The organism is Streptomyces sp. NPDC093018, from assembly GCF_040684035.1.
Lineage (GTDB): Bacteria > Actinomycetota > Actinomycetes > Streptomycetales > Streptomycetaceae > Streptomyces > Streptomyces murinus.
Window position 1 is genome coordinate 88405 of the sequence record NZ_JBFBFF010000016.1, and the last position, 17773, is coordinate 106177.

18 protein-coding genes are annotated in these 17773 nt (G+C 70.1%); 9 read left to right on the forward strand and 9 right to left on the reverse strand.

Annotation, left to right across the window (positions count from 1 at the left end; translation table 11 throughout):
- Positions 1-212 precede the first annotated feature (212 nt).
- Together AB0N90_RS29240 and AB0N90_RS29245 are read right to left on the reverse strand one after the other, a co-directional pair.
- A complete protein-coding gene (locus AB0N90_RS29240; RefSeq protein ID WP_365201699.1) occupies positions 213-1541 on the reverse strand; it encodes a helix-turn-helix transcriptional regulator in 1329 nt (442 codons plus the stop codon).
- Positions 1542-1707: 166 nt separating this feature from the next.
- Entirely contained in the window at positions 1708-2769 is a 1062-nt protein-coding gene (locus AB0N90_RS29245; RefSeq protein ID WP_365201700.1) for an aminotransferase class I/II-fold pyridoxal phosphate-dependent enzyme, read from the reverse strand.
- Positions 2770-3197: 428 nt separating this feature from the next.
- On the opposite strand from AB0N90_RS29245, the gene AB0N90_RS29250 reads away from it, so the two are divergent.
- On the forward strand, positions 3198-4067 hold the full coding sequence (locus AB0N90_RS29250; RefSeq protein ID WP_365201703.1) for a LysR family transcriptional regulator: 870 nt from the start codon (positions 3198-3200) through the stop codon (positions 4065-4067).
- A gap of 58 nt (positions 4068-4125) precedes the next feature.
- Here the strand turns inward: AB0N90_RS29250 and AB0N90_RS29255 are convergent, their stop codons facing one another.
- A complete protein-coding gene (locus tag AB0N90_RS29255) occupies positions 4126-5925 on the reverse strand; it encodes an AMP-binding protein (RefSeq protein WP_365201705.1) in 1800 nt (599 codons plus the stop codon).
- Between the two features lie 133 nt (positions 5926-6058).
- On the opposite strand from AB0N90_RS29255, the gene AB0N90_RS29260 reads away from it, so the two are divergent.
- Genes AB0N90_RS29260 through AB0N90_RS29295 form a run of 8 tightly spaced genes read left to right on the forward strand, consistent with a single transcriptional unit; the run spans position 6059 to position 13242 of the window.
- Positions 6059-7093, forward strand: a complete 1035-nt coding sequence (locus AB0N90_RS29260; protein ID WP_365201708.1) for a ketoacyl-ACP synthase III — start codon at positions 6059-6061, stop codon at positions 7091-7093.
- A gap of 42 nt (positions 7094-7135) precedes the next feature.
- Positions 7136-8035, forward strand: coding sequence for a Phenylacetic acid catabolic protein (locus tag AB0N90_RS29265; RefSeq protein WP_365201709.1), 900 nt, complete (start codon positions 7136-7138; stop codon positions 8033-8035).
- Positions 8032-9204 (forward strand): Phenylacetic acid catabolic protein, encoded by a 1173-nt coding sequence (locus tag AB0N90_RS29270; RefSeq protein WP_365201712.1) that lies wholly within the window; start codon positions 8032-8034, stop codon positions 9202-9204. Before AB0N90_RS29265 ends, AB0N90_RS29270 begins: the two co-directional genes overlap by 4 nt.
- The gene (locus AB0N90_RS29275; protein ID WP_365201714.1) at positions 9201-9701 is read left to right on the forward strand and encodes an iron-sulfur cluster assembly protein; all 501 of its coding nucleotides are present in this window, start codon (positions 9201-9203) and stop codon (positions 9699-9701) included. The genes AB0N90_RS29270 and AB0N90_RS29275 overlap by 4 nt, the downstream gene beginning before the upstream one ends.
- A gap of 10 nt (positions 9702-9711) precedes the next feature.
- Positions 9712-10452, forward strand: a complete 741-nt coding sequence (locus AB0N90_RS29280) for an SDR family NAD(P)-dependent oxidoreductase (protein ID WP_365201716.1) — start codon at positions 9712-9714, stop codon at positions 10450-10452.
- Positions 10452-11321, forward strand: a complete 870-nt coding sequence (locus tag AB0N90_RS29285; protein WP_365201718.1) for an enoyl-CoA hydratase-related protein — start codon at positions 10452-10454, stop codon at positions 11319-11321. The genes AB0N90_RS29280 and AB0N90_RS29285 overlap by 1 nt, the downstream gene beginning before the upstream one ends.
- Positions 11318-12268, forward strand: a complete 951-nt coding sequence (metF, locus tag AB0N90_RS29290) for a methylenetetrahydrofolate reductase [NAD(P)H] (protein ID WP_365201721.1) — start codon at positions 11318-11320, stop codon at positions 12266-12268. Before AB0N90_RS29285 ends, metF begins: the two co-directional genes overlap by 4 nt.
- Positions 12253-13242 carry a carbohydrate kinase family protein gene (locus AB0N90_RS29295; RefSeq protein WP_365201724.1) on the forward strand — a complete coding sequence of 330 codons (990 nt, stop codon included), beginning with the start codon at positions 12253-12255 and terminating at the stop codon, positions 13240-13242. The genes metF and AB0N90_RS29295 overlap by 16 nt, the downstream gene beginning before the upstream one ends.
- 14 nt (positions 13243-13256) lie before the next feature.
- On the opposite strand, the gene AB0N90_RS29300 is transcribed toward AB0N90_RS29295, so the two are convergent.
- The 6 genes from AB0N90_RS29300 to mqnP all read right to left on the reverse strand — a co-directional run bounded on the left by AB0N90_RS29300 (position 13257) and on the right by mqnP (position 17724).
- Entirely contained in the window at positions 13257-13691 is a 435-nt protein-coding gene (locus AB0N90_RS29300; RefSeq protein WP_365201726.1) for a PPOX class F420-dependent oxidoreductase, read from the reverse strand.
- The gene (locus AB0N90_RS29305) at positions 13684-14253 is read right to left on the reverse strand and encodes a PadR family transcriptional regulator (RefSeq protein ID WP_365201862.1); all 570 of its coding nucleotides are present in this window, start codon (positions 14251-14253) and stop codon (positions 13684-13686) included. Before AB0N90_RS29305 ends, AB0N90_RS29300 begins: the two co-directional genes overlap by 8 nt.
- An 88-nt stretch (positions 14254-14341) precedes the next feature.
- Complete coding sequence (mqnE, locus tag AB0N90_RS29310) at positions 14342-15505, reverse strand: aminofutalosine synthase MqnE (RefSeq protein WP_365201729.1); 1164 nt, start codon at positions 15503-15505, stop codon at positions 14342-14344.
- Positions 15506-15543: 38 nt separating this feature from the next.
- Entirely contained in the window at positions 15544-15999 is a 456-nt protein-coding gene (locus AB0N90_RS29315) for an Lrp/AsnC family transcriptional regulator (RefSeq protein ID WP_037658649.1), read from the reverse strand.
- A 76-nt stretch (positions 16000-16075) separates the two neighbouring features.
- Positions 16076-16726, reverse strand: coding sequence for a UbiX family flavin prenyltransferase (locus AB0N90_RS29320; RefSeq protein WP_365201731.1), 651 nt, complete (start codon positions 16724-16726; stop codon positions 16076-16078).
- A 116-nt stretch (positions 16727-16842) separates the two neighbouring features.
- On the reverse strand, positions 16843-17724 hold the full coding sequence (gene mqnP / locus AB0N90_RS29325; RefSeq protein ID WP_086808845.1) for a menaquinone biosynthesis prenyltransferase MqnP: 882 nt from the start codon (positions 17722-17724) through the stop codon (positions 16843-16845).
- Positions 17725-17773 lie beyond the last annotated feature (49 nt).

Genomic DNA, 17773 nt, shown 5'->3' on the forward strand with positions numbered 1-17773 from the left:
CCGCATTCATAGCCCCTGTGCATGAACGCGACAGCACATGCGCGGAGCACCGCGCCGAGGCAGGCGGCGCAGGCCCGGGGCCCAGCGGCCGTGGCGGTGGGGAGGCCCTCCGTTCCGCGCTCCTCACGACCGGGGCGGGACAGCGCCGGCCGAAGTACCGCGCTGTGGGCGGTACTTCGTGGACGAGTCCTACAGCTCCGTCGAGAAGGGTGCTACGACGATTCCGCCGGAAGCAGTCCAACGACGGCGGAGGCGCGGCGGTAATAGGAGAGCGCGCCGCGCACGTCCCCCTCCGTCTCCAGCAGCTCGGCCAGTTCCAGATAGGCGGCCGCGCTCTGCCGCTCCGCTCCCACGGCGGCGAGCGCGTCGGCCGCTTCCTCGAAGTACCGGACCCCCGCGGCGTCGCCGAGCCGCCAGAGCGCCCGCCCGAGGGCCAGCGACGCATGGGCGCGGGTACGCCGCCAGGCAGGCCCCACGCTGTCCAGCGCCGAGTGCGCGGCATTCCGTGCTCCCTCGGCATCGCCGGTGGCGAGCAGTTCCCTCGACCGTTCAGCCTCCGCCACGGCGGCGTCCAGGGGCGATCCCCAAGCCGCCAGTTCCGCGGCATACGGCTCCAGAGGCGGCTGGGACGCCGGGCCGGTGGCCGTCGCGCTGCGACGGGCGAGCACCTCCGCACCCGCGAGGCGCAGGCGGGCGACCGGGCAGAGGGCGTCGGCACGGTGACAGACCTCCGCACCGCGCCGCGCGAGAGCCACGGCGTGTGCCAGTCGGCCCCTCGCCTCGGCCGCGTCGGCGGCCCTGCCGTACGCCTGTGCCAGATCGGCACGGCCGACGAGGCCGTCGGCCGTGCCGTACGCCTCCTCCAGCAGGTCGAGGGCGGCCGTGTCCTGGCCCAGGTCCCAGCGGAACCCGGCCACGATTCCGGCGAGTTCGAGTCCGACCGGAGTGCCGGACAGAGCCAGCTCGTCCGCCGCCGCGAGTGCCTCTTCCGCCTCCTTCGCCGCCATGCGCGGCGCGCCCGTCTCTCGCTGGCAGCGCAGCAGGGAGATCACCGTCTCCACGCGGAGCACAGGATCGTCGCACCCGTCGGCGAAGAGATCCAGCCACTGCCGGTACAGGTCGGCCGCTTCGGCGAGCCGACCCGCCCATTCCAGAGCCTGGGCTCGGCCGAGGAGCGTCCGCGCCTGGAGGGCCAGGGTGTCGTCGTCCACGGCAGCCAGCTCCGCGAACATCCCGGCAGCCACGTCCGCGCTGCCGGTACGAAGCGCGAGAAGGGCCCGGTTCAGCAGCAGCTCCGCCTCCAGGGGCTGTTCCAGGGTGGGTCGTGACGGGACCACCCCGGTGTCCCCGACCAGCTCAGCGACTGAGATACCCAGCCGGGCGGCCAACTTGACCACGGCTTCCTCGGTGGGCGGGCGCTTGCCGCTCTCCAACAGGCTGACGTAGCTCGCGGAGAGCTCGCTCCCCGCGAGCTCGTTCTGACTGAGCGCGCGCTGCCGGCGCAGAGCACGCAGCCGACGGCCGAAGGGCGTCTCACTCACTGCCCCCACCCTCTCCTGATGGTCATGTCCCTGCGATCGGACTTGTCAAGGAGTAACAACAAGCCCTTGTGGGCACGGCCATGCTAACCCGTGACATGACGCCACAGAGAAAAGAGGGCAAATTGTCATCTGTCATCTACGGACGCACATCCTGTTATGACATGTGTCACATCAAGGGCGGCCCCACCGGGTACCGACCCCCACAGGGCCGGTCGGCGAAGCGTGCCGCCGCTTCCAGCAGCCGATCACCCAGCCGGGGCGGACCGACCGTGTAACCGACGCCTTCTCCCAGGCCGAGCAGCAGATCGACGCCGGCCCGCCGGCCCGCCAGTGTGAAGCGCGTGCTGTCCTCGCCGAGCGGAAGCCAGATGCGGTCGGTCTCGCTCGGGGCCACCCGGAATCCGAGCAACTGCAGTTCCTCACGCAACCGCTCCCGCTCCCGGACCACCGCATCCGCGCGGACCCGCACCTCGTCCGGGCTGCGCAGCGAGGCGAGGGCGACGCCCTGGGCCATCGTGTCGATGTCGGAGGGCAGTATCTGCCGCTGTATCAGTTCGGCCATCTCCGGGTCGCAGGCGGCGTACGCGAGCCGCAGACCGCCGAGCCCATGAGCAGCGGACAGAGAGCGCAGCACGACCAGCCGCCGGTCATGGCCCACCAGTTCCGTGCCGGGGGTGAAGTCGTCGTCACGGACGAACTCCCAGCGGCTCTCGTCCACGACGACCACGGCCTGCTCGGGGACCGCCTCCAGGAATCGCAGCAGGGTGCCGCCTGGCACCACCGCGCCGGTCGGATCGTGCGGGTTGCTGAGGAAGAGGACCACCAGCCCGTCGCCACAGCCCTCGGCAAGGGCATCGAGGTCCTGCGCGCCCGAAGGATCCGGCGGGACCAGGACGCAGCGGGCCGGCAACCGGCGTGCGAGGTCGGCGCAGGCCCCGGCACCCCTCGCCGACGCGCGTACCTCCAGGCACGAGGCGGCCCGGCTCGATCTCAGGGAGTGCAGCAGCGCGAAGGCCAGGCTCGGCGTGCTGGGGCCGAGAACGATGCCGTCCTCGGGGACTTCGGTGCGTGCCGCGATCTCCTCGGTCAGCGCCACGGACAGCGACCCGGCGACGCCCGGCCGGCCTCGCAACGCCTCGCGGGCCGCGCGCAGGGCGCTGGGCAGCGGCTCGTGACCGGTCTCGGCGCTCCCCCGCAGGGAAGGTGGCGGGGCGTACCTCTCCCCCATGATGTTCCCCCTTACGCCCAGTGACTGCGTCACCTCGGGCAACGACATCCTGGCCGGATCGAATAGCTCGGATGCTAGGCGTGGCCGTAGAGGCAAGGGAAATATCAACCACGCCCGATTCATAGCGAAGCCGCATAGATCAGGGCACGGTCACACGTGAACTGGCTGCCTATCCTTCGCTCCTGTCCGACCTGCATTTATGCCGTTTTTGAATAATTAGCCACGGAGAGTCATTTCACCGTGCAGCTTGTCATGACTAGCGTGCAGGTGATCTCTCTCGGATCAACGCCGCCCACACGGCAGCCCAGCCTGAGGAGGCGCGAAAATTGTCGGAAATGGAACTCGGCGACGCGGGGCACGTTTCTTCGCCTGGTAAAGAGCGTCAAATGGAATCGGGGGTTCTATCGGCCCTATGTAAGCTCCTTGACATGGGGATAGAGCTGCATCACCTGAGAGGCTTTCTGACGCTGGCGGAGGAACGGCACTTCACCAGGGCGGCTGACCGGTTACGGCTGTCACAGCCGAGCCTGAGCCGGAATATCAAGCGGCTTGAAGAGCAGCTCGGTGTGCGCCTGCTGACCCGCACCACCCGCCATGTGGATATGACTCCCGCCGGTCAGCGCTTGTACCGACAATTGGCCGAAATTCTCCCCCGATTAGAAGAGGCGCTGCGGCCGGACCGCTCCGGGGAGGTTTTGCGGCTGGGATTCACGTGGGGTTTCCCCGCGGAGTGGGCACATGCCGCCATGAGCGCCTTCGAGCGGGACACCGGCGTGCGTGTCGATCCGGTACGCCGGGACGAGCCGCTGGCCGGCCTCGATCACGGAGAGGCGGACGTGGCGATCGTGCGTGGGCAGGTCACCGCCAAAGGCGTGCGTGTGGTTCCGTTGTCGGAGGAACGGCGCATCCTGGCGGTGGCGGCGAACGACCCGCTCACGGCCCGGCGCAGTGTCGACTGGACCGAGCTGCCGAAACTGCCGCTGGTCATCAACACAGTGAGCGGAACGACCCAGTTGGACGAGTGGCCGCCGGAAAACCAGCCGGTGGCGAGCGCGGTGTGCACCAACTTCGACGAGTGGCTGGAGGCCGTCGCCGCCGGCCGGGGGGTCGGGGTGGTGCCCGAGTCGATCGCTTCCTCGCACATGCACCCGACCGTGGTCTTCATCCCCCTCGGCGGGGCCCCCCGCTGCCTGCTCCAGCTCGTAGTGCCCCGGCATGGCGCGCATCCGCTGACGGGCGCGTTCATCACCCTCGCCAAGGAGGCGGTCTCGTCATGGCTCGACCGCTCCGCGAAATGAGACACGTGGGCACGGAAGCGTCGCGGCCTCGCCCCGGATCCACACGGGCGACATCCTGTCACCCCTTGGGCTCATCGGTCAGCTCCTTCAGCTCCGGGAACTGCTCCTCGCGCCAGACGATCCCCGTCCCCACCCCAGCCGCCTCTTCTCCGCGCAACGACGACCGGCGGATCTTGCCCGACTCGGTTTTGGGCAGGACGGAGCGGAACTCCAGCCGGCGGATGCGCTTGTAGGGGGCGATCCGACGGCGGGCATGCGCGAGCAACTCGCGCGCGGTCTCGGCGTCCGGCCGCCTGCCTGCGGCTAGTTCGACGTATGCCTTGGGTACGGCCAACCGCAGCGGATCGGGGCTGGGCACGACCGCCACCTCCGCCACCGCCGGATGCTCCAATAGGACGCTCTCCAGTTCGAACGGGGAAATACGGTAGTCGGACGCCTTGAACACGTCATCGGCGCGGCCGACGTAAGTGAACCAGCCGTCCTCGTCCCGCACCGCGAGGTCACCGGTGTGATAGAGCCCGTCGTCACCGGGCAGGACGGCGCAGCCGGAGCGGTCGACGTAGCCGGCCGTCAGCCCGATCGGGCCGTCCGCGGGATCGAGGCAGATCTCCCCCTCGCCTCCCGGGCCGGTGTGCCGCTCACCGCTCACCGGGTCCACCAAGAGGATCCGGTACCCGGGGAGTTCGATCCCCATCGAGCCCGGCCTGCCGGGGTGCCCCGGCGGATGGCCGATCTGGGCGGTGGTCTCGGTCTGCCCGTAGCCGTCCCGGACCGTCACGCCCCAGGCGGCGCGTATGCGGTGCACCGTCTCGGGGTCGAGGGGCTCACCGGCACTCACCGCCTCCCTCAGCGCCACCGGCCATCCCTCCGGTCCTTCCCTGAGAATCATCCGCCAGACGGTGGGCGGAGCGCAGAAGGTCGTCGCCTGCTGCTCACACAGGACGGACAGCAAGGTGGCTGCGTCAAAACGCTGTTGGTTGAGGGCGACGACGGTCGCGCCGGCGTTCCACGGCGCGAAGAGCGAACTCCAGGCATGCTTGGCCCAGCCCGGCGAGGAAACGTTGACGTGCACATCGCCGGGTCGCAGCCCCAGCCAGTACATGGTCGACAGATGGCCGACGGGGTAACTGGCGTGCGTATGCTGCACGATCTTCGGCAGCGAGGTGGTCCCGGAGGTGAAGTACAGCAGCAGCGGTGTCTCGGGGGTGACCGCCGGCCGTACGGGCGCAGCCGCTGCCCCGGCCATGAGCTCGGCGAACGGGGTCCAGCCGAGCACACCGCCGTCCAGCGCGATCCGGTTCCGTAGCGTGGGCAGCAGTGGAAACCGATCGGTGTAGACCGCCTCGGTGACGACGTGCCGGACCTTCGCGCGTTCCATCCGGTCCCGCAGGTCGTCCGCGCCGAGATGGTTACTCAGAGGGACGACAACGGCGCCGATCTTGAACGCGGCGAGCATCGTCTCCCACAACTCCAGCCGGTTGCCCGTCATGAGCAACAGGCGATCGCCCTCGGCGACTCCCCGTGCGGCGAGTTCTCCGGCCAGACGGGTCGAACGTTCCGCGAGCTGCGCGTAGGTCAACTGGGAGCAGCGCGATCCGTCGGGTCCGACGTCAACGACGCGAACAGCGACGGAGTGGTTGTAGCGGGCGATCACGTCGAACCAGTCCAGAGCCCAGTTGAAGTTCGGCATCCGGCGCAGCGCGGTGAGGTCGACGGGCCCGGGCGGGCCGCCGGCCGCAGCTTGACGCAGGAGCGTGTCCCGGGCCGCTCGGAAGGTCTCGAAGGCTGCGTACCGATCACGGGGGGACGGCTCCACCCCCGTGTCGGCGCGGGCCACCGAATGGGGACTGGTCTGCATCGATACCTCCATCGGGGGCCGGCTCCGCGTGGTGCGGGAGCGCTACGGCGATTTGACGAACATCGACAGTCTTTGACTCCTGACCATTGTTTGTCAATGACAATATTGACAATGCGGTCGCCCGACTGTTTGCATGACCGCAGCCGACCCCGACGTGAAGGGCCGAACGTCCATGGACAAGCCACAGCCGATCGGAATCGTGAGCCTGGGTTCGTACGTCCCGCCCCATGTCATCGACAACGCACAGATCTCCGCCTGGACCGGGGCCGAACCGGAGTGGATCCTTGAACGCACCGGGATCCGCGAACGGCATTACGCGGCACCGGGGACCAGGACGTCCCAGCTCGCCCACCAGGCGGCCGCGGCGGCGCTGCGCGGCCGGACTGGCGTGGCGTCCGACCTCGGGGTGCTGGTCGTCGCGACCTCGACGCCGGATCAACCACAGCCCTCCACCGCGGTGTTCGTCCAGCACGCCCTGGGCCTCACGACCGTCCCCGCTTTCGACGTGAACGCGGTGTGCAGCGGTTTCCTCTATGCCCTCACCGTCACGGAGTCGATGCTGGCGCACCGTATGTCCGGACGGCACGGTCTGGTGATCGGTGCCGACATCTACTCGCCCATGCTGGACCGCGGCGACCGCCGTACCGTCAGTCTGTTCGGCGATGGGGCGGGAGCCGTGCTGCTCGGTCCGGTGCCGGAGGGCTACGGCGTACGAGGCGTCGAGTTGCAGACACACAGCGAGTACCACGAGCTGGTACAGGTGGTCGCGGGCGGCACGCGTCAACCGCTGGACGCTGTGGCACGTGAGTCCGGGGAGCATCTCTTCCGGATGCGGGGCAGGCCCGTTCGCGACTACGCCCTACGCACACTGCCGAAGGTGATCTCGGCCGCGCTGGACCAGGCCGGTCTCGGGCTGCACGACGTCGGCAGGTTCATCCTGCACCAGGCGAACACCCGGCTGGTCGAGGCATGCACCACCGAACTCGGCGTCGATCCCGCACGGGTCCCGCTGACCGCCCCCCTCCTCGGAAACACCGCGGCCGCGTCGATCCCGCTCACCCTGCACAGCGAACACCTGCGCCGGCATTTCGCGCGCGGTGAGCACCTCGTGCTCGCCGGCGTGGGCGGCGGGATGACGGCCGGTGCCGTCGTCCTGACCTGGTACTAGCACCGCGCCGACAAACTCCGCAGACAGGAAGGCTGCCACGTCATGTCCGCACCCTCGCCCGCCTCGCGGGGCGCCACCCGGCGCCTGTACGAGCTGAACGACCCGATGCCCAGCGAGGTCCGCTCGGGGGCACGCCGCTTCGCGTCCGTGCAAGCGCTCAACGAACTGGTCGGTGTCCTCCCCTTCGCCGCCTGGCTCGGCCGGGCCCCGAGCCTGGCGCGCAAACAGATGCTCATGGCCAAGATCCAGGACGAAGTAGGTCACGGCCATGTCGCGGCCCGGGTCGCCCAGGATCTCGGCGCCGACTGGGAGTCCATCCTCGTCGACTACGTCGAGGGACGCGCCAAGGTCCACAACATCTTCCACTACGACTTCCAGACCTGGGAGGAGTTCGGGCCGGGGCTGCTATTGATGAACTCGGCCGCCATCGTGCAGTTCCAGTCCCTCATGCGAGGCGTCTACCTGCCGTACTCCCGCGCGCTGCGCAAGATCGAGCGCGAGGAGTCCTTCCACTACCAGCACGCACTCGACATGACGCACGAGGTGCTGCACTCCGGTGACACCGTGCAACGCCGAAGGGTGCAGGAGGCGTTCGAGGTGTGGATGCGACGGGTGTTGGCCTACTTCGGTCCGCCGGACACCGACTCGCTGCCCACCAACCCCATGCACGTCGCGGGGCTCAAGCCGCACGGCAATGACGAGCTGCGGCAACTGTGGCTGTCGCGCATAGTGCCGGTTTTCACGGAGCTCGGGATCCATGTCGATCCGGATCTGGTGCGCGAGACCTCCCCAGGCGCCTGGGAGTTCGACATGCCGGACTGGGGCGAGGTCAAGCGGGTCGTCGCGGGTGGCGGGCCGGCTTCCGAGCAGCGGCTGGCCTGGGTGCGCGGCGTGCTGGACCGCAACGCGGCCGACCGGATCGGACGGGGGGTGGCGGCATGAGCGGTGAGACGACGCCCTGCGGAGGCCTCGACGTCTTCGAGGTCTTCCTCCAGACGGGCAGTTCCACCCAGCTCTCGCATGTCGGTTCACTGCTCGCCACCGGCAGCGAACAGGCGTGGCGGCTGGCCCGGGAGACCTACGCACGGCGCGACGACGCCGTACGGCTGTGGGTGATCAGACGCGACCGGGTGCACTCCGCGGAGGCGGACGGCCGGCGGCTGCTGGACGCCAAGACACGGATGCCCTACCGCCTGCCCTCCTATCCGCAGGAACGGCGGCGTCGCCGCTCGGGCCTGCGGACACCCGAGCGGCGTCGGCAGGCCCCCTCGGCCACGGCGCCCGCCCGGCGCCCGGCAACGGATCGATCCCTCGTCGGGAAAGAGGCCTCTGGCACGCTCTGGGCGGCGATGGCCGACGATCTGTTCTTGCACGCGCACCGGCTCGGTGAACACACCGTCGACTACACCGAGTTGGAGGAGGCACTGGCGGTAGGGTCGATCGCCCAGGAAGACCTGGCGCATGCCCGGACCCTGCTCGCTCTCCTCGGCTGGGACGAGCAACACGCCGATACCCACTTCTTCGACCGTCCGGCTGCCCAGTGGCAGCCGACGGTGCTGACCGCGAGCCCACGCGCGGACCGCGTCTGGTCCGTGGCGCGCGGATTGATCCTGGCCGCGGGGACGGCCGCGGCGCTGCTGTCCGCCGTCGACGCGCTGGCCGGCACCCCCGACCACCCTGAGGCCGACCTGAGAATCGCGCTGGAGGCCATGGCCGACGAACAGAAGCTGCACCTCGCCCACTGGGCGTCCAGGGCCGCGCTGTACGACCGGCCGACACACCGGCAGGAGCTGACCGAGGCACTGACGACCGCGGCGGCGGCCGCCGGGGACCTGTTCGGGATGCCCCGGCCGAACGGACTGCCGGACACCGCGCCCGGGCACGGTGCTCCCGCCCTGCCCGCCTTGTCGCCCGACATCCTCACCAAGCGTTTCCAGCGGCTGCTGCACGGCGCCGGGCTCGCCGTCGGCCTCGTACCCGCGCTGCCGTGTCCGCCTCGCCCCCGCGCGAACGGCGACTCGCTCATCGAGGACGAGCGGGCCGCGCTGGACGCGGTCCTCGCAGACCTGCGCAGCGTCCGCGCCGGATACCCGCGGGGAGCGTTCCTGTGACCGGCCGGCGGCCGGTCACCGGTGCGACGGATGCGGCCGACCGGGTCCGGACCGCCGTGTCCGAGGTCCGCGATCCGGAGATCGACGTCACCCTGGCCGACCTGGGCGTGCTGCGCGCGCTGGAGGTGGCCGACGGCCGCGTCCGGGTGGTGCTCGCGCCGACCCGGGTGGCGTGCCCAGGACGGTCCGCGATGGCGGACGGGGTGCGCCGGGCGGTGGCCGGGGTACTGCCGGACGCCGAGGTCGACATCGAGTGGCGGCCCGGTGCCTGGCGCGCCGACCAGGTCTCGGCGCAGGGTCTGCGTGTCCTGCGCTGCGGCGGCTACGGCGTCGCCGGGCGAGAGGTGACCGTGGGCATCCGGCGCTGCCCCTACTGCGGTTCGGGGCAGGTCGCCGGCGCGGGCCGGTTCGGCGGCAGCGTGTGCAAGACACCCTTTCACTGCCGCTCCTGCGGGTCGGCATTCGACGAGCTGGGGTCAGCCGATGATATCGAGTGAGGCGGGACGGATGAGCCTGGCCGGCAGGGTGGCCGTCGTCACTGGTGGCACGCGGGGTCTCGGGCGGGCGATCGCCGAGCGCTTCGTGGATGAGGGCGCCTCCGTGATGTGCGCCGCGCGCAACCCGTACGACGTGGACGACCTCACCGAGCGCGCGGGCGGCCGGGCCCGGTACTGCTACGTCGACGTCACCGACGAGGACTCGGTGTACAAGCTGATGCGCGAAACCGTGGATGCATTCGGCTGCCTCGACGTCCTCGTCGCCAACGCGGGGGTGAGCCGGGACGGCAAGGTCGGGCGGCTCACCCCGCAAGCCTGGCGCGAGATGGTGGACATCAACCTCAACGGGGTCTATCTGTGCACGCATGCGGCGGTGCCCCACATGGAGAGCCAGGGCGGCGGTCGCATCATCAACCTGTCGTCCAGCATGGCCACCCGCGTGGCCGTCGGTGCGGCCGGCTACTGCTCCACGAAGGCCGCGGTGGAGATGTTCACGCGCGTCTCGGCGATCGAGCTCGCACCGAAAGGAATCCTCGTCAACGCGGTGGCGCCCGGCGTCATCGACGAGGGCATGGGTCGTGCTCTCGCCTCGAACACCAAGGTCTGGGAGGTCTACCGGCGGCGGTTCGCGCTGGGCCGGGCCGGACGCCCCGACGAGGTGGCGGACGCCACCGTCTTCCTGGCCTCTGCGGAGGCCTCCTATGTGAACGGGCATGTGCTAGAGGTCAACGGAGGCTTGTTGTGGGCGTGATGGAGTCGACCGGGGCTGTAACGAACGGCAGGTCCGGCGGGACCGCCGCCGCGGCGGACGGGGCTCGGCCCGCCGAGCGGCCGACCGCCGTCCGCCTCGAGGCGGCCGACGGCATCGGCCGCATCGTCCTTGACCGGCCACCGGTCAACGCGCTGGACAGGATCGCGCAGGCCGAGCTGGAGCAGGTGGCACACCAGGCCGCCGCGCGCCGGGACATACGGGTGGTCGTCCTCACCGGCGGGGAACGGATCTTCTCCGCGGGCGGCGACATCAAGGAGATGGCCGCGATGAGCCATGCCGACATGCTCCACCACGCGGCACGGCTGCAGGCGGCGTTCACCGCGGTCGCCGATATCCCGCAGCCCGTCGTCGCGGCGATCAACGGCTCCGCGCTGGGGGGCGGTTGCGAGCTGGCGCTGACTGCCGACATCCGGATCTGCGCCGAGGACTCCCGCATCGGGCTGCCGGAGATCGCTCTGGGGGTCATCCCCGGCGCCGGTGGCACCCAGCGGCTTCCGCGCCTCGTCGGCCTCGCACGGGCCAAGGAGCTGATCCTCACCGGACGGGCGGTGAGCGCGCACGAGGCCCTGCGGATCGGGCTGGTGGACCGGGTAGTGCCGCCGGGCCGGGTCCTGGCCGAGGCCATGGCCGTGGCACGTGGCTTCGCCCAGGGGCCGCAGTTCGCCCTACGCGCCGCCAAGGCGGCGGTGGAGCGCGGCGCCCGCTCGGATCTCGCCTCAGGCCTGGAAATCGAACAGGCTTTGTTCGCCGGGCTGTTCGCGACCGCCGACCGGACGACGGGCATGGACTCCTTCGTCGGGGACGGTCCGGGACGGGCCCGGTTCGGCACGAGCGGACCTGACGCGTGAGCCGACCGGCGACGAGCACCGGGAACCTGCGGGATCTGCTGGCGGGCGGCGGACGCTCGTACTCGTTCGAGTTCTTCCCGCCCCGCACAGAGGGCGGGCTGCGCACCCTGTGGCGTGCGGTGCGCAGGGTGGAGGCGGTAGCCCCGTCGTTCGTCTCCATCACCTACGGCGCCGGAGGCACGTCCCGCGCGCACACCGTCGCCGTCACCCGGCGCATCGCCGCGGAGACGACGCTGCGCCCCGTCGCGCACCTCACCGCGGTGGCCCATTCGGCGGTCGAGCTGCGGCACGTCATCGGCGAGTACGCCGACGCCGGGGTACGCGATGTTCTGGCCCTGCGAGGTGACCCGCCCGGGGATCCACGCAGTCACTGGAGCCCGCACCCCGACGGCTTCCGGTACGCCTACCAGTTGGTCGAACTGATCCGGTCGTGTGGGGAGTTCACTGTCGGAGTGGCGGCCTTTCCGGAGCGGCATCCGCACTCGCCGGACTGGGACAGCGATATCCGGCACTTCGTGGCGAAATGCCGCGCGGGTGCGGACTACGCCATCACCCAGATGTTCTTCCACGCCGAGGACTATCTGCGGCTGCGCGACCGGGTGCGGGCGGCCGGCTGCGACATACCGATCATCCCGGGGATAATGCCGGCCACCGACGTACGGCAGATCCGCCGTTTCGCGGAACTGAGTAACGCCCACTTCCCCGCCGACCTGGCCCGCAGGCTGCACGCCGCCCGGGACAACCCGGCGGTCGGCCACCGCATCGGAGTGGACCAGGCCACCGCGCTGGCCCAGCGCCTGCTCGACGAGGGCGCGCCGGGACTGCACTACATCACGCTCAACCGATCCACCGCCACCCTTGACATCCACCGGAATCTGCACGGCGCCCGCCCCACGGCACCCTCGCGAGCGCCAGAACGGAGCAGCTTTTCATGCGTATCGCCGTGACCGGCTCCGTCGCGACCGACTATCTGGCCACTTTTCCCGGCCGCTTCACGGACCAGTTGCTCCCCGACCAGCTCTCTCATGTCTCGCTTTCCTTCCTCGTGCACGATCTCGAAGTCCGGCGGGGCGGCACCGCGGCGAACGTGTCCTTCGGACTCGGCTCACTCGGCCTCGCTCCGGAACTGGTCGGCGCGGTGGGCAGCGACTTCGCGGAGTACGAGACCTGGCTGATGGCACACGGCGTGGGCACCGGCCATGTGCGGGTATCCGACCGTTTGGGCACTGCCCGCTTCATGTGCACGACGGACGCGGCCGAGAACCAGATCGCCACCTTCTACGCCGGTGCCATGGCCGAGTCCGCCCTCGTCGACCTGCGGCAGGTCCATGAGGCGACGGGCGGACTGGACCTGGTGCTGGTATGTGCCGGTGACCCCACGGCGATGCTGCGGCACACGGCGCAGTGCCAGGAGCTGGGAGTCGCATTCGCCGCCGACCCCTCCCAGCAGCTTGCCACCCTGGACCGGGAGTCCGTCCGCCGCCTCGTCGAGGGCGCCGGACACCTCTTCACAAACGCATACGAGGCGGCTCTGCTGACCTCGGTCACCGGCTGGACCGACGACCAGGTACTCGATCGGGTAGGCACCTGGATCACCACGCGGGGCGCTGACGGCGTGCTGGTGCGCTCGGCCCGGCACGGCCGTATGGCCGTGCCGGCCGTGCCGGTCGAGCGCGTCGCCGACCCGACCGGAGGCGGGGACGCCTTCCGGGCCGGATTCCTCGCCGGGCTGGCCTGGCGGATGCAGGTGCCCGACGCGGCCCGCTTGGGCTGCGCGCTCGCGGCCCTCGCGCTGGAGTCCGTCGGCCCCCAGCAGTACACGGTCCACCCGGGCGACCTGGCAGCCCGGCTCACGAAGACCTACGGCGCTTCGACAGGCCGGCGACTGGTCGGCCGGCCGGAGATCGCGCCGATCGCCTGACGGGGGCGGGCTTCTCAGTCCGCGATGCCGTCGAAGGCGATCACGTTCCGCACGACGGCCCGCACGAGGTACTCACCAGGAACCGAGTTGCGCCTGCCGTAGTCCTCCGCCCGATCGGCGCCCATGTAGCGGGCGCCGAGCCGCGTGGCCCACTCGCGCAGTTGCTCCGGGTCGGCGGTGAACTCGGCGGCACACTCCAGCATGACGTAACCGTAGGGCGCCTCTTGGTCGTCGACGCACAGGGAGAAGCGGGGGTCGCGGCTCAGAGACCGGTACTTCAGCGAATCGTGCCAGGTGGTGAAGACGACGCGCGTCTCGCCCGCGGTGCCGCCATCGTCGAGCAGGAACCACACGGGCGTCACATGGGGCCGGCCGTCGCGCCGGTGGGTCGCCAGTTTGCCGGTGCGGGTTCCGGTCAGGACGAACGTCCGCCATTCGGCGTCAGTCATGACGCGCATGCGCGGTCTCCGATCCGCTGGACGGCGAGGGGGCCAGTTCCTTCAACGTCTCTTCCAGCCAGGCACGTTCGGCCTGTGAGGTGGCCCGGGCGATACGCAGCACTCCGCTGCGGAAGGGGTCGGCCACGTTCTCGGCGGACAGGGGCCGCCCACCGCCGTCGTAGAAATAGCTGCTTGGTTCGTCCAGGAAAGCGAGGCGTCGCTCCAGGACCGTGGCCTGCGCCGTGGGGTCGGGCAGATGGCGCAGGAAAGCGAGCAACGTGAACCAGCGGTTCTCGTCCGTGATGAACGGTTCCGCCGGTTCGCGCAGGCACTGGAACAGTTCGGTGCGGCCGGCCTCGGTGAGACTGAGCATGTGCCGGGGAGCTGCCGCGGCCCCCTGCTGCGCTTCGCGGACCAGCAGCCCGGCCGCCTCCATCCGCCTGATGGCCGGGTACAAGGTGCCGTGGCTGACGGCCCTGACATGCCCGGACAGACGAGCGATGCGCACGCGTAGTTCATAGCCGTGCAGCGGCTCCTCGTACAGGAAACCCAGGATGGCCAGATCCAGCATGCTCGACATGGACAGACAGCATAGGCTCACAACCCGCCATATGTCGATCCGACACAGTCGGGCCGACGGGTGGGTGGGCGAAAGGACGTCAGAGGCGCATCGGCTGAGGGGAGTCCCTGCGCGCCGGGTCCGCCGGGTCGTACTCGCGGATGATCTCGTAGCGCGTGTTGCGTTCCACGGGACGGAAACCGGCGTCGCGGATGAGGTCCAGGAGGTCCTCGCGGGTCAGCTTGTTCGGCGTGCCGTAGTTGTCCGCGTCGTGGGTGATCTTGTACTCGACGACCGAGCCGTCCATGTCGTCCGCGCCGTGCTGAAGGGCCAGCTGCGCCGTCTGGACGCCGTGCATGACCCAGAAGACCTTGACGTGCGGGACGTTGTCGAACAGCAGCCGGGAGACCGCGAAGGTCTTCAGGGCCTCCGCGCCGGTCGCCATCGTGGTCCGCGCCTGGAGCTTGTTGCGGACCTTGCCGTCCTTCATGTCCACGAAGTCGTGCTGATAGCGCAGCGGGATGAAGACCTGGAAGCCGCCGGTCTCGTCCTGCAACTCACGCAGGCGCAGCACGTGGTCCACCCGGTGCCGCGGCTCCTCGATGTGGCCGTACAGCATCGTGGCCGGGGTCTTCAGCCCCTTCTCGTGCGCGAGGCGGTGGATCCGGGACCAGTCCTCCCAGTGCGTGCGGTGGTCCACGATGTGCTGGCGGACCTCCCAGTCGAAGATCTCCGCGCCGCCACCGGTCAGCGATTCCAGGCCCGCGTCGATCAGCTCGTCCAGGATCTCGGACGCCGTGAGACCGGAGATCGTCTCGAAGTGGTGGATCTCCGTCGCCGTGAACGCCTTGAGGGAGACGTTCGGCAGCGCCGCCTTCAGCTCGCGCAGGGACCGCGGGTAGTAGCGCCACGGCAGGTTCGGGTGCAGCCCGTTGACGATGTGCAGCTCGGTGAGGTTCTCCGTCTCCATCGCCTTCGCGAGCTTGACGGCCTCCTCGATGCGCATCGTGTACGCGTCCTTCTCCCCCGGCTTGCGCTGGAAGGAGCAGTACGCGCAGGAGGCCGTGCACACATTCGTCATGTTCAGGTGCCGGTTGACGTTGAAGTGCACGACGTCGCCGTTCTTGCGCGTCCGCACCTCGTGCGCCAGACCACCGAGCCAGGCCAGGTCGTCCGACTCGTACAGCGCGATGCCGTCCTCGCGGGTCAGCCGCTCACCGGAGCGGACCTTCTCCTCCAGCGCGCGCTTGAGCCCGACGTCCATGCCAACACCTTTCTACGACAGCTCGGCCTACGGTATCCCTAGACCTCTTCGGGCAGCTCCCCGACCCGGTTCTCCCACTTCGTGGACAGCACGATGGTGGTACGGGTCCGCGACACGCCCTTGGTCCCGCTGAGCCGGCGGATGATCCGCTCCAGGCCGTCCACATCGGCCGCGCGCGCCTTGAGCATGAAGGAGTCGTCGCCGGCGATGAACCAGCAGTCCTCGATCTCCTTGAGGTCCCGCAGCCGCTGCGCCACGTCCTCGTGGTCGGCCGCGTCGGAGAGCGAGATGCCGATCAGGGCGGTGACGCCGAGACCGAGGGAGGCCGAGTCGACCGTCGCGCGGTAACCGGTGATGACACCGGCCGCCTCCAGCCGGTTGATGCGGTCGGTGACGCTGGGTCCCGACAGTCCGACAAGGCGCCCCAGCTCCGCGTAGGAGGCCCGGCCGTTCTCCCTGAGGGCCTGGATGAGCTGCCTGTCCACCGCGTCCATGCGATCGAAGCCTTCCGCTGAAGAGTTCCGGAGTGATGAAAGGTAAAGCACCTGCCGGGTCGCGGCCGACCACCGGTCACGGCCGGTCCGCGCCACCGCCCAGTTCGCCCCGCCAGCGCCGGTACAGCCCGTGCTCGACGCCCGCCGCGTCCAGCACCCGCCCGGCGACGAAGTCCACCAGATCCTGGATGTGCGTGGCACCCGCGTAGAAGGCGGGCGAGGCGGGGACGACCGCGGCGCCGGCGTCGTCCAGGGCGACGAGATGCCGCAGGGTCTGGCCGTTCAGCGGGGTCTCCCGTACGGCGACGACGAGGGTGCGGCGTTCCTTCAGTGTCACGCTCGCCGTGCGCTGGAGCAGATCCTTGGACAGGCCCAGCGCGACCCCCGCCACACAGGCCGTGGAGGCCGGCACGATGAGCATGCCCTTGGCCGGGTACGACCCCGAGGAGGGGCCCGCCGCGAGATCGCCCGCGTTCCAGTACCGCACCCCGCTGACGTCCGCCGCGAAGGTCCCGGGCTTTCCGTCGGCCCCCCGGGCCAGCCATTCCCGCAGGTCGTCCTGCCAGTGGGCGTCCCGGAACGAGATCCCCGTCTCGTCCAGCAGCGTCAGCCGGGAGGCCCGGCTGACCACCAGGTCGACGGCTTCTCCCGCCGCCAGCAGCGCCCGCAGCACGGCAGCCGCATACGGCGTCCCGGAAGCACCGGACACCCCCACGATCCAAGGCACGCGCCGCGTTTCTCCTGCGTTCACACCTTGAGCGTACCGGCGTGCCCACCCGGGCTCAGGCCGGGTGGGGGCAAGAGGCGGGCGTGTGCCCCGGGTTCGGGCGGTCGGGCCCGGGTTCAGACGGTCAGGCCCCGGACCAGCAGGTCCAGCAGGGCACACACGAAAAGGGCGATGCCGATGAAACCGTTGACGCTGAAGAACGCCCGGTTGAGCCGGGACAGGTCGTGCGGGCGCACGATCCGGTGCTCGTAGAGGAACGCGCCGGCCACGATCACCAGGCCGAGCCAGAAGAAGGCGCCGGCGTGGGTGGCGAGGGCGTACCAGACGAACAGCGCGGTGGTGATCGTATGGCAGGCGCGGGCGCCCCAGATCGCGGCCGGGATGCCGAAGCGGGCCGGGACCGACTTCACACCGATGGCGCGGTCGGTCTCCACGTCCTGGCAGGCGTAGATCAGGTCGAAGCCGCCGATCCAGATGCCGACGGCGAGGCCGAGGATCACCGCGTCCCAGGACCAGCTGCCGGTGATCGCGAGCCAGCCGCCGATGGGGCCCATGGCCTGGGCGATACCCAGGATGGCCTGCGGGAAGTTGGTGAACCGCTTCCCGTAGGGGTAGACCACCATCGGGATCACCGCGATGGGCGCGAGGGCCAGGCACAGCGGGTTCAGGAGCGCGGCGGCGCCCAGGAAGACCACCAGGGCGACGAGCGCGCCGGTCCAGGCGTGCCGTACCGACATCGCGCCGGTCACCAGCTCGCGGTGCGCGGTGCGGGGGTTACGGGCGTCGATCTCCCGGTCGATGATCCGGTTCACGGCCATCGCGAAGGTGCGCAGGCCCACCATGCAGACGGTGACCAGCAGCAGCCGGGCCCAGTGGATGTTCTTGTCCAGCGTGTACATCGCCGTCAGGGAGGCGATGTAGGCGAAGGGGAGCGCGAAGACCGAGTGCTCGATCATCACCAGGCGAAGGAACGCTTTGGTGCGTCCCGGCTGCGGCATCGCGGCGGCCGTACTCACAGGCCGCACTCCGGATCACCCCCGCGGAGGC